The organism is Escherichia sp. HH41S, assembly GCF_009820115.1.
GTDB classification, from domain to species: Bacteria; Pseudomonadota; Gammaproteobacteria; order Enterobacterales; family Enterobacteriaceae; genus Escherichia; species Escherichia coli_F.
Window position 1 is genome coordinate 378,263 of the sequence record NZ_VNXE01000086.1, and the last position, 12,521, is coordinate 390,783.

Annotated in this window: 10 protein-coding genes and 1 pseudogene; 3 read left to right on the plus strand and 8 right to left on the minus strand. The window is 44.3% G+C overall.

The genetic code is table 11. The features are described from left to right. The first annotated feature begins 27 nt into the window (after window positions 1-27). Window positions 28-3,495, plus strand: coding sequence for a DEAD/DEAH box helicase (locus tag FQZ95_RS17810; RefSeq protein ID WP_160530469.1), 3,468 nt, complete (start codon window positions 28-30; stop codon window positions 3,493-3,495). Between the two features lie 254 nt (window positions 3,496-3,749). Here the strand turns inward: FQZ95_RS17810 and FQZ95_RS17815 are convergent, their stop codons facing one another. Then, window positions 3,750-4,658: an Ig-like domain-containing protein gene (locus tag FQZ95_RS17815; protein WP_325848303.1), complete on the minus strand. Its 909-nt coding sequence runs from the start codon at window positions 4,656-4,658 to the stop codon at window positions 3,750-3,752. Between the two features lie 195 nt (window positions 4,659-4,853). On the opposite strand from FQZ95_RS17815, the gene FQZ95_RS17820 reads away from it, so the two are divergent. Next, window positions 4,854-5,246 carry a hypothetical protein gene (locus tag FQZ95_RS17820; RefSeq protein ID WP_160530470.1) on the plus strand — a complete coding sequence of 131 codons (393 nt, stop codon included), beginning with the start codon at window positions 4,854-4,856 and terminating at the stop codon, window positions 5,244-5,246. A gap of 6 nt (window positions 5,247-5,252) precedes the next feature. On the opposite strand, the gene FQZ95_RS17825 is transcribed toward FQZ95_RS17820, so the two are convergent. From FQZ95_RS17825 to FQZ95_RS17855, 7 genes are all read right to left on the minus strand, one after another. Then, complete coding sequence (locus FQZ95_RS17825; RefSeq protein WP_160530471.1) at window positions 5,253-5,795, minus strand: hypothetical protein; 543 nt, start codon at window positions 5,793-5,795, stop codon at window positions 5,253-5,255. 126 nt (window positions 5,796-5,921) lie between these two features. Next, complete coding sequence (locus tag FQZ95_RS17830; protein WP_080171769.1) at window positions 5,922-6,620, minus strand: hypothetical protein; 699 nt, start codon at window positions 6,618-6,620, stop codon at window positions 5,922-5,924. 384 nt (window positions 6,621-7,004) lie between these two features. Beyond that, window positions 7,005-8,072, minus strand: coding sequence for an SAVED domain-containing protein (locus FQZ95_RS17835; protein WP_080171768.1), 1,068 nt, complete (start codon window positions 8,070-8,072; stop codon window positions 7,005-7,007). A 7-nt stretch (window positions 8,073-8,079) separates the two neighbouring features. Beyond that, a complete protein-coding gene (locus FQZ95_RS17840) occupies window positions 8,080-8,535 on the minus strand; it encodes a Mov34/MPN/PAD-1 family protein (protein WP_254894197.1) in 456 nt (151 codons plus the stop codon). 1 nt (window position 8,536) lies between these two features. Next, window positions 8,537-10,276 (minus strand): ThiF family adenylyltransferase, encoded by a 1,740-nt coding sequence (locus FQZ95_RS17845; protein ID WP_160530472.1) that lies wholly within the window; start codon window positions 10,274-10,276, stop codon window positions 8,537-8,539. Next, window positions 10,273-11,316 carry a nucleotidyltransferase domain-containing protein gene (locus FQZ95_RS17850; RefSeq protein WP_080171765.1) on the minus strand — a complete coding sequence of 348 codons (1,044 nt, stop codon included), beginning with the start codon at window positions 11,314-11,316 and terminating at the stop codon, window positions 10,273-10,275. The genes FQZ95_RS17845 and FQZ95_RS17850 overlap by 4 nt, the downstream gene beginning before the upstream one ends. Window positions 11,317-11,522: 206 nt before the next feature. Further along, entirely contained in the window at window positions 11,523-12,056 is a 534-nt protein-coding gene (locus tag FQZ95_RS17855; protein WP_254894196.1) for an N-6 DNA methylase, read from the minus strand. Between FQZ95_RS17855 and FQZ95_RS26750 the strand changes: the two are divergent. Continuing rightward, window positions 12,004-12,435, plus strand: a pseudogene (locus FQZ95_RS26750) (IS66 family transposase); the annotation flags it as partial. The gene FQZ95_RS17855 and the pseudogene FQZ95_RS26750 sit on opposite strands and share 53 nt — an antisense overlap. Window positions 12,436-12,521: the final 86 nt, after the last annotated feature.

The following is a 12,521-nucleotide window of genomic DNA, read 5'->3' on the forward strand; positions in this document are numbered from 1 at the left end:
GATGGGGATACAGGACCGTGGAAATAAATGATGACAAGGCAGTATGCGCAAAAATCAATCTTCGATCTGGAAGCAATCTTCGAGCGTTCGCACAACAACATTCGTGAACTTGAAAAGTTATTAAACGAGCTGAGTTTTCGAAACACATCCAGGGCTCAGGCACTGACGACAAAAATCAAGCAGGCTCTAAACAGTCACATGAATTCCATCAACGACAACCAAGTCGATCTGGATCCGCTCCCACCGTTCTTGTCAGCAGGTAAAGCAAATGATACGCGCGCGATACTGACAGCATGGACAGCTCTCGAAGCATTGTCGCCTCAAAGTTATAAACACCCGGAAGACATGGCAGCCGGCGACCGTTCCAGAGTTGTCCTGTTAGAGCGAGGCATTCCCTGGGGGCCAAATGCCTGTAGCAAACCCAACTATAAGCTTTATTTCGAAGTCATCCTCGGTGCCATAACTCTCGACAAAGCAACAGAAGATCTGGTCAAGATTTTTGGCGAGGACGAAGAATTTTCACGCCCGGACGGTAAAAAAGTAGCTATCGGCTCTCTCTTAATCGACAAAAATGGCTATGTACTTGAAAATAAGGGCATCGCCGTTTCCAGCTTTGCCTGGGCACTCAAGCAGGCACTGGATATGAAACTCGGAAGTTTAGGAACCTGGCCGAAAGTAGAACCTCACATCATCAAACATTTGGGTCGGATAGTTCGCCGCTACAATAACAATGGAAATCCCATACCGCTCGATCTGGATGTTATTCTTAATGCTCATACATGGCTTGTGTCGCAATTCGGTATCCCCGGGCATTTGGTTGAGCCCCCCACATTCGTACTCAAGGTATTTCACCATATCAAAGCCAAAGTGCCACCTGAACCTTCCTTACTGAACTCTTTCTATCTTGAAGATCTCGTCGAAGCTGCAGAATTGTTCGAGGCAGGCAAAGCCGGTATCGGTTTGCGTCGCTACATGGGAATTGGCCGGCCAGAGCAGAAAATTGATATGTTGTCACCCATTTCCACTATCGAGCCATTCGTTGCACCGTCGCTCATGCCACTGGCTCGCTGGCCTTCACAAGGTGGTCATCCATTAGTACTGCTTCAACAAGCTGCCGTTAATGCTGCACGTGCTGAGTTAATTGATGCTCCTGGTATCATCAGCGTCAATGGTCCTCCAGGAACCGGAAAAACCACTCTTCTCCGGGATATAGTTGTTGGCTGCATTCTTGATCGAGCCACTGCGATGTCCTGTTTCAGCAAACCGCAGGATGCCTTTTCCACAACCGGCGAAAAACAGGCATTCGGTTCCAGTGCCTTTCTGCACTTCTACAAATTACATTCATCTTTGAAGGGCCATGAAATCGTTGTAACATCTTCCAATAACAAAGCTGTTGAAAACGTCAGTAAAGAACTCCCTCTCAAAGAAGCCAATGGTCGGCATGAACAAATCGCCTACTTCCGCTCCATCAGTGACCTAATCGCAAACCCCGAACGTGCTGGCCATTTTGAAGCCGAGATTTCTTCCTCCTCAAATCCTGTTGAAACCTGGGGATTAATCGCCGCCACTCTCGGCAAAAGCAGCAACCGGGGAGCATTTCAGCAGAGTTTCTGGTGGAATGAAGACGGAGGATTTCTTACCTATCTGAAAGCAGCTCGCGGTATGAATGTCATGCGTGAGATCAAGGACGAACGAACTGGCAAAATTATTAATCGTGTAATGCCCAGTGTGGTTGTTAATGAACGCCCAAGTACTAACGAAGCAGACGCTCTGGCTGCCTGGCAAAAAGCGCGAACCACATTTCTTAAACTCAAAGAGACTGTGGATGCCGAAATTGCCAGTATCGAAATGATACGCCGGGATATCCGGGCGCTCAAAGATGAGACCATCGAACTTCAAAAGCTGAAACAGCTTCGTCAGAACCGGGATGAAGCCGCCGCACAGGCACGCCAGATGGCTGAATCCTGCCATCGGGAGCAGGAGAAGGCAAAGTTACAGGTCGAGTGTGACAAGGCCTTACTCAATAGTCATCTTGTTAATCGTCCGGGATTCTTCTCCCGTTTGTTCGCAACTACGACCTGGAAATCGTGGAGACAGACACTGCAGACGCTCTCGGCAACCTTGCAACAATCAATCCTGAAGGCGCAAACCACAGATACAGCTCTTAAACTTGCAGAAACTGAGTGGAGCAATGTTCAGACTCAGTTACAGCAACTCGAAAATGAGATTTCCAGCAAACTGCAGACTGTCTCGAAACTGAAAGAAACTGCAGCCCGGGCACGATCCTGCCTGGGGGAGAGAGTTATTGACGAGTTATTCTTCGAGCGTGATCACGAGACTATCCACCTGACAGCACCATGGCTTCCCGATGAGATTCATCGTCTGCGAGAGGATCTGTTCGCCGCCGCTCTGACTGTACATAAAGCGTTTATCGATGCTTCAGCCAGCCGCTTGCAACACAATCTGGGGTTATTAATGTCAGGTATGGTTGCTGGTACCTTCCAGTCTCCCGCTCAACGTGAGCTTCTCCCCGATCTTTGGTCTAGTCTTTTCATAGTGGTGCCGACGGTGTCCACAACATTCGCCTCTGTCCGGACGATGTTCGGGGATCTGCCACCGGAGAGTATTGGCTGGCTTCTAATCGATGAAGCAGGCCAGGCGGTTCCTCAGGCTGCAGTTGGAGCGATCATGCGAGCAAAACGCTCCATTGTGGTAGGTGACCCGTTGCAAATACCTCCCGTGGTTTCACTTCCCGATAGACTGAACACTGAAATCTGCAAGTTTTTCAACATTGATAAGCTCGAATGGTCTGCCCCTACAGCATCCACACAGACCCTTGCAGATCAGGCATCACGCTTCAAATCTACTTTTGTCACAGATGTGGGAGATCGAGAGGTCGGATTGCCACTCCTTGTTCACAGGCGATGCCAGAATCCGATGTTCAATGTCTCGAACTCTATTGCTTATGCTGGGCAGATGGTTCATGCCGTCAGTTCGAAAAAACCAGGACCGATCGGCTTGATATTAGGGCCATCTCGCTGGATAGACATAAATGGTAACGCCGAAACAAAGTGGTGCCCCGATGAGGGAAATGCGGTTGTGCAAATGCTCAAAGAACTGGTTGCTGCGGGCATTACAAATCCAGACGTTTTTATCATCACACCATTCAAGATTGTAGAACAAAAAATGCGCCGACGCCTCGATAGTGAGACTGAACTACTACAAGCATTTGGTGTAAAGTTAGGCGAATGGAGCCGTGAGCGTGTAGGCACGATCCACACATTTCAGGGCCGGGAGGCGGACACCGTCATCCTGTTGTTGGGGGCTCCAAAAGCGAGTCAACAAAGAGCACGTCAGTGGGCAGCAACTCCACCAAACATTATCAATGTGGCCGTCTCACGCGCCAAGAAAAACTTGTATGTGATCGGTTCAGCAACTGCATGGGCAGGGGCGGGAACCAGCCTGCAAATACTGCAGCAACAATTAACTCTGTAGCCAGACGGGAAGGTATGATCATCAGTGAAATACAGCTCCCCATAAAGAAAAAATGGTGCGCACAATCTGCATCACTGCAGAACGTGCACACCACCATTAACTCTTTACCGGTGTCGGGAAATTATTCCGTCCGGTACATATCAGCTATATGACTGATTAGCGGCAGGCGTAATAACCACTCGGCCCGGACAGTTCGCTGACCGTACCCTGTGGCAGATAAAATGCCCGGTAGTAAGTTCTGCCGTTGCTCAGTATTACTGTAGTGCTGCTGTACAGCCAGTTGCTGGCCAGCGATGTCCAGCCCGGATATTTCTGGAGTTCCCCCACTCACTGATGATTCCGCTCAGCTGGCTTTCGGTTGCAACACCTGCATTAAGTGCTTTACAGGTATTGATAGCCGAACCCGGAACATCGATGTTGAGAAAACCACTTTCCGTTGCACTCTGCGCAAACCAGTTGCTGCCCATATTCAGGGTAACGGTCTGTCCGTCTGTATCCGTGCCTGTCAGGGTGACGCCTGCCGGATTGCTCTTCACGGTCATGACATTGCCGTTAATGCTCACTGCCGGTGAGGATGCGGTCCAAGTGACCGTGCCGGCGGCATTCTTCGTATCAACACGGAATTTCGCGCCCGGCCAGGTGTTGTCGGGGATACGCTTACCAAAGTTCTGACCATCTGCGCCGGTGGCATCGATGCCGGTGACGCTGCTGACCGTCAGGGCAGGCATGACCGTGATGACAGGAGCTGTGTACTGCTGGCCATACGCGTCAGCGGTAATGGTGGCCGTTCCGGGCGTGGCACTTTCCCACGTCGTGGTGGCACGGCCCTGTGCATCCGTTGTTTCCTGTGTCTGCCAGAGCCTGCCACTGTCAGTATGCCAGTCCACACGCTCGCCACTGACCGGGTTGCCTGCGGCATCCGTCAGCGTCAGGGTGACCGTCTGTTTGCTTCCCGGATAAACACGCTCTTTTTCAACCGTGATGACACCACGGACGGTACGGGTGAAGGTGACAGGCTGTGCACTGACCGCTCTGCCGTCCACGGTGGCATTAACCACGGCCTGTCCGGCCTGCGTGCTGGTCAGCGTTACCGTGGCTTCGCCCTGTGCACTGGTTGTGCCCTGCAGGGTCGAAAGTGTGCCCAAGTCGGTGGTCCACTGCACAGCTCTGTCCTTCACGGGCTGACCTGCCGCTTCAGCAAATGAAGCAGGGAATATCGTCAGAAAGCAACAGACCGTGAACAAATAACTCTTTTTTGTATTCTGTAAATTTCTCAGAAGAGAAAAAGAATTAATTGTCGTCAACACTTTCAACAGGTCGCATCATCAACAGATGACAACAACCGGAAGGACACCGCGATGGAGTTGACTGCAGACCTGCTGAAAAGCCTTAACAACATCAGAAAAAATGCCACCATATATGTTCACGCATACCACTATACTGATGATGAAAAATGCGTTATGGTGCCACGGATATCTTTACCATCACTGAAATTAACGCCATTACAGTCAGAAATAATTATTCGACTGCTTCTCAATGGAGTCGATTATATAAGGCACGACGGATATGTTCAGGGATATGGAGAAAAAACTGTGGCAACTTTCACAATACAGGGGAAGGGACGCCATCGTTTCAAAGCAGACTTATCACAAAATGGGGAAAGTGATATAGCCAGCAATGCACTAAATCACTGGCTACATCGTATCCATAAAACAGATATCATTGTTCTGTCTGTTGTTCTAATGCAATAGATTTATTTATACAATTTTATTAATTAACTCTGCAAAAGATTTTGGTATCCGGCTCTGATCACTGGTCCACATCAGTGTGTAGTTATGTTTTTTCAAGATATCAATAAAGTGTTGGACATCATTTGCCGGGCTGTTTGTACAGGTAAACAATTTTCGTAGCGTTTTTTCCCTGGGACGTTGATCTTCTGGGAGTTTCTTGATGCCTATTAATATAGTTTTATGAGCATCATCAATAACCCCAGTTAATGAGTTACATACTTTCGGCCATACAGTTCTGATAGTTTCTATTTTTCTTTTAAAGGAAAGCGTCTGCGGAATTGCGTCATTTAATTCGTTCAGAAAGTTATTAAATGAAAAATGACTGCCGCCAGGTGTCAACTGTAATTCATCTGACAAGATTTGCTGCTGCGAGGGCGTTATATACACGTTAAAAACACCGTTTTTTCGACTTCCATACAGTTTTAGTCGCAATAAAACATTAACATTACGGAGATAAATAAACAAACTGTCTCCAGAGATATTTTTATCTTCTGGTGCAAAAAAGATCATAAATACAAAATGGCCTCGACCAATACATGTCTCGAAAGCAATTGTGGGTTCTTTATTTACCCATGCATATGAATATATTGAGCGTAATCTGAAAAAGTTAAAACAAATACTCATGCATTCACCTAATCAAACCATATTGTCACTTATAACAGGAAGCCCATTGATAGCATCATTCCACTGAACCTTTCGGTTTTCATCATTAATAATTTTACTCACCCAAACTTCCGAACATCCCCAACGCGCAGCCAACATTTTGTTATTCCAGCCTTTTTCTTTGAGCATTTTTTTTACATTTTCAGCGGTAAGGCCTCCATTCATCCATTTTTCAAGATGGTGTTTATGAATAATAAAATCAAATTCAGGATATATTTTCTCTAAATCTGCCAGTGAAGTTTTTCTCCACACAGGATTTTTGTTCCCCTCAAAAGAAGCAATATGAAAATGATCATTCAGAAATAATGATTCACTATGATTATAGTATTCAAACCAGATCGAATTGGCATTTATGTAATCCCATAACCGCAAATCAATTTCTTTGCTTACTCGTTGTGATGTCTTTAATACATCCAGAAATTCTTTTTGTTGCGTATATGACAGCCCCCCCTCTCTTAAGAGAGCATTAACTGCAGCCTCTCTGACCTGCTCAATTGCATTTGTTACTGACGTACGATAATAGTTCAATAGTTGAGCACATGAGAAAACAATAAAGCCATGCTTAATCTGAACTCTTAAATAACAGTACCCATTCCGCCCATGAAAACCAGAAAACTCCAATGGCAGAAAAATCTTATCAAAACCATTCATCACATTGAATACGACTTTCATTCAAATAAACTCTAGTTTAATCCTTTTAAAGGATAATTAATCATGAGTTTTAAGATTAAAAACAAAGGCCTCTTTGTCAATATGACAAACATAACTTTAAAAAAAATAACTTAAACTGACAATATAGAGGTAATAACACTAAGCCGAATGCGTATTACCGTGAAAGAGATCAGTTCATATCTCTTTCACAAAGTCATTATTTGGTGTCCACTATCCTCGCTGGAGTTTCAGAATCTACCAAGACGGTGCTCAGCACCAATCACGTTGCTCACAGCGAACCTTAAGGTCAATTAACTTATCCGCTTCGAGCCAAAAAGGAACAAGCTAAACATCACGCTATATTAATTCATAATAAGTTATAGTCTGTCAGTGTTTTTCGCATTGCTAATATAAATCTTTACCAGTGATCTTTAAGCACCACTCATAACAGTTAGCTATAGAATTCCAGTGCCAAACATTGATTGCACCATGTAGCCCCTCCTGGTATAGAGAACCAAGCCGAACAATTACTGACGCCTGTGCCGAAATGAAAAGATGCACTTCATCCGCCTGTTTTTTTAATTCAGCAATAATATAACTAAGTTTTTTCACAATTTTTTCTTGTTCTTCTTCCTCAGGAAGATTATCAAATCGAAACCCTGTATTTAGTTGAACATGTAGCGTATGCCCAACAAACTCAGTTGGAAGATCTCGTTCTAATATCTCCATCGTAAATGAAATTGCGAGACCAATAACTCCTTCATTATTTGATGGCACGCACTTGCTATCATTAATTAGCTGATTATTATATGATTTAACTATATTTGCATTGGTTGGAGGAGCATCAAGAGGATGAAAGATTTTTTTATCACGGTCAAAGTCAAATAACTTTAATGTCAAGTGTCCATCAGTCATAAAGCTACCAATCATATAAAGATAAGGTACACTGCCGAGTGCAGCAACATAAGCAGTTGTCGCACCGCTGTGATGTATTCTTTCTTGAATTACTTGCCGAATAAAACCTGCATTGGATAAATTGTTATTTTTATTTCTTGAATCAAATGCTTTAAAGTCCACATGTAAAATTTTTGATTTTTCTCTAAAGGATAACATTTTCTCTGCAGCTTGGGGATCTGTATTTTCAAATCCATACGCCCGGATTAATGCAATATCTCGTTTATTCAAGTCGCGAAGGGAAAAATATACGCAAACACACCATAAAACAAAACCTGCCACAAGAAAAAACAAACTTATTATTTGAGCAATGTCTGAGTATTTTTGATAATTTAAACTTACCCTATCAATAACATCACTATATTTTTCAAGAAAAACATCTGAAAAAATAATATTAAATCCCCACCCACCAACTAATCCTGCCATACCTAAACTCATCAACCCAAGTGAAAGTCTGGAGAGTTGATCTTTTGGCTTAAAGAGAAGCTTAATAAGGTAAATTAAAGTTGCTTTATCCATGATGACCTCAGAATTCTTGCCGCAGGAGATTTTCATTGTAAAAATAGTAAAGCGCGTTTTTTTTCGTACCAATTATTATAAAAAAAAGCATCTGCCCTGGATTTCGTAGCTTACAATTTTTCCAGTCTCTAATATCGATGTATGAAGCATAAGGATATTTTTCAGGATGCGTATGCCATGTACCAAGGTAAGCCAAGTGCCCTCTGGAATTCTTATATAGTCGATCAACTGTATTCTGATGCTCGGGATCCCTGAGAGTAAAACTCATTCTTGTGCATAGGTCCTTTTTCTGCGGCACTGTAATTTCAACCAAACAGTAACGCTCAATCTCAAAATCTTTGTCACCAATGAGTACTCCACATGCCTCAGAATCCATTGGTTTGAGCTGTCGATACTCCTGCCAGATATCATTCACTTTCTTTGAAATGTGGAGATTAAAATGTTCTGTATTGATAATTAACACATCAAAATTCTCCATTGCAGATATCACACTCGCTATTGAACAAAGGCAGAACTTCTAATATACGGGTGAATGTGTGGTACCTCCCACTCAATTTAAATCCATTTGCTATAGCATCCTCAGAACTCCCTTTCCAGCTCACTCTGGATGATTGTCGAATCTTATCAAGAAGATATTTAACTCCGAGATCAGCGGTAATGAGAGCTGTTTGAGTTGAAGCTATGTATGAATAAGGCAGGAACGCATCACCACACCCAGCATGGTTTTTAGTTAAATCCTGATTTGGAGCAAGGAAGTTCAAGTTGGAAGCTAATCCTCTTGAAAAATCTACAGGGTCAACATATGCACAACGTAAGCAACCTTTTGTTCCCGGAATCGTCAGAACAGCATGCCCACCTATACCATAACCTTCAACCCATGTGTTAATAACCGGTACATTAATTTTTTCTCTAATCAAATAATCATGAAACATTCGTTCCTGAGTCGGTGATCCTATTGCTACGATGATAAGATCATACTTCATTAGTAAGTCACGATGCCTCAAATCAAGTAGTTTTCCAGTGTAACTCCTAATCTCGAGCCATGGATACTTGCTTGTAAGGCTATGCAACAATGCTCTTGATTTATGAAGTGAAGCATATTGCGGTGGCAGAATATGCCGATAAAGATTATTCAACGAAAGGGTATCTGGATCATATAAATCTATATGGCCAACACCAGAAGCTGCGAGTTTATCTGCAACATCACCTCCTACAGAACCACACCCGACAAGCATAACTTTCTTGCTATTAAGGGATTGTTTCGCGCCACTTCTTGGCATAATCCTTTCTTTATTAAAGGTTAATACCTTGACGGGTTCAAGCTTCCATTCTGCCAGATGAGAATGCTTGAAGGGCAAAGTTTTTCGACCTTTACCAGAATTTTTTTGGGTGAAATGGATTCCAAACCATGTAATTCCTGAAGGAGTCTGGGCATTAAAAACTAACCAAAACTCATGCGAACGCTTATGAGCAAACTGTTGCATTAATTTGATCTTAACATCCGCCGACAGACCTGACAGCAGATCAAGATACCAGTCAGTAAGTTCATCCTTTTTCCATGGAGCAGGTTTTATCACGTTCAACGGTATAACAAATCCGTTACCATTTGCGGCCTGCCGTTCTTTTATGACCCTATTGATAGGTGAAAAAATATTCTTGGGGATAGCTTCCTCTACATAGCCTAAGTAGTATTTAGCCAGACCTATGTAATCTTTTCGTGGCTTAAGAACGCACAACTCTTCTGGTGTTGCACTTTCAGTTAAACAAAGAAAAGGAGATGTGTCCGGCTCAACTATATTTAACCATCCAGCTTCAAATTCCCGAAGTAATTCCTGAGTATTCCATTCGCTATCCGTTAAAGCTCGGCTCAACAAAGATATATGTCTTTTAAGCGACTCCTCGAAGGCCAACTCTGGGCACTCAAAATTCACGGATACTGCATCAGGAACATTCACACAAATACTTGCAAATTGGCTATCAGGATAGAACATGGTGTGTGCAAGTCTGGGCAATGTTGATGGATTGACCAAGAGGAAACTCGGCAATTTCGAGAGTTCAGGAACAGCGGCATGCAAAAGAGTAACTTGTATACCGTTGATCTCCAGTTCGACGGTTAAAAATCCGACCTCTGCCGTCTTCGATGGAATTGCGGATACTTTGTATCCGCATTTGTTTAAATGAATCAAAATGGCTGAATAATTCATGCGCCTTGCGATGTCCCAACTACTCCAGCAGATGCAAAAACCGTTTTTACAGTGGATGACGAAATAGATGACGCTGCTGCACACTCAGGGAAATCTTCACCAAATACACTTCGCAGCAATTCACACTGTCTGGGCTCTTGATCTTCGTCTGCAACCTTATCCAAGGTTTTCAACAGCGCACTTAGCTTATTGCGAAACTGAGTACCTGTCACGATACTACTACCATGAAAAATATCTCTGTAAGGGCTTACAGGAAGCGTGACTTTGATTCTGTATTTACCATCCTCAACCAAGGTGAAATAGTTCTGATAATTGAGAATATAATTTATTGTCTTTCTCAGCGCAGAGAGATCATCAGGAAACCCTTCATCGTTGATTGAAGAGAAGAAGGATTCCTTAACCATAACCGCAATACCGATGGAGTAAATTTTACGACGTACATCATCGCCAAATGTGAAATTTCTCCAACGTTTGAGGTACCTGACAATACGCCGGTATTGGTCATGCTTATTCGAGCCATAAGCTTCATTAGCGTCGTAATTATTCACCCAATCAATAAGTTCACGTGGCGCAGCTCTGGCCCACTCACGAGTATTCTCGTCTGAATATCTCTTTCCAACGGCCAATTCGTACTGACCGTTATCATACTTACGGTAAATAGGAATATCGATATGAAGATCATCAACCTTGTAATCAGCAGTCACACAAGGTTTTTTAATCTTAGCATTTTTAAAACCTCGTTTTTCCAACACTTCAAGAACTGCAAGTTTCGGTGTTATCGGGTTTTCTGGAGCCAGTTTTGCTTCAATTACAATCGCACGGTCAATATCGTAATCCTGCCCCTTTTCCCGGATACCAGTAGAAGTAGCCAAAGATCCCTGAATGAAATCCTCAATGACCGGATATCCATCCTCTTTGAAGCGTTCAACAATATCAGCAGTAATGCTATCGTCCTTAAGACGAGCCGTCGTGTACTCAAGGTCCTTCCTTCCTAACTTGATAGCATCATGAAAATTCTTAAATTTATTCTGAAGACTCATATTGCCCCCGCATTTGTTGCAAACAGAGCTAAAGTAGTGCCGCTTCGCTTGATTTCAAGTATCAGATAAAAATTTAATCTAATTAAGGGGGTATCTCTCTACTACCATTTTTCACAAAGTAAAAAACCACCTCCTAAGGAGGTGGTTTAGGGATAACAACAAAAACCAGCCCGAAGGCTGGCTTAGTCATAGAAAAACATTCAGCATCAGGCTGCTACCTGTTCCTGAACATGGCGCAGACGATATGACCAGTTTCCGAGGTAATGTCTTGGCGTCAGCAGCACCCGGCGCCGCTCATTACACAGTGAGTTGCCAATCACCACTTCTCCGGCCACACCACACAACGACAGTGGTATGTACGCCATGCCAGCTGCCAGTGGGTCAATGTCCGTTGCCGACACCCACATCCTGCGGTATGCCGGATAACCCGAACGATTCAGGATATCGGCCATAGCCAGAACCATACTGCCGGCACCACAGGCAGGTTCACGAAGCGTGATAAAGGGTTTGTTCTCAAACAGCGTCGTCACATTCCCCAGCTGCATCTGCGCCATCATGCTGGCCACACTCCAGGGTGTGAAAAACTGGCCCCGGTGTTTATCTCCCAGTTCCAGTTGCATAAACACGCTGCCCAGAAAATCACAGAATCCCTGCTCCAGTCCCTCAATGACATGAGCAAGTAAATGATCTGGCGCTCCCGGAATGACTGCTGGCAGACCATTGTCGGATGAGCCTGTCACACTCTTCCTGCCCGGGGGGATCCGGATGTGCTGCCAGCCTTCTCAGTTACTGGCCCTGCTGGCAAAACTGCTACGCCATGAGCTTCTGACACGAGAAGTTATTCATGCAGATGAAACGTCCCTGAGGCTCCTTGATACCCGGAAAGGCGGTAAATTCTGCTCCGGCTGGCTGTGGTCTTACGTCAGCGGAGACCGGCGCGATGAACTGAGCTGCTTCCTAGGTGACGGATCCGTGCCCCTAGACAACATATCCACCTGCGTATGCCCCGAGAGCAGTTCCAGATTGGGACTTAATATTAGCACCATCGCTAAATACAGATCCCCCCAGCGCTATAGCTGTACTAGCTGTACTAGCTGTAACTGTACGACCTGGAGCTAGCATCCCTGTGTAAGCGTAAACTGACCGCCGTATGTAGCCATCAGACGAGAATTGGTAACTTAGACGCCCATCTGATATAGACGGAC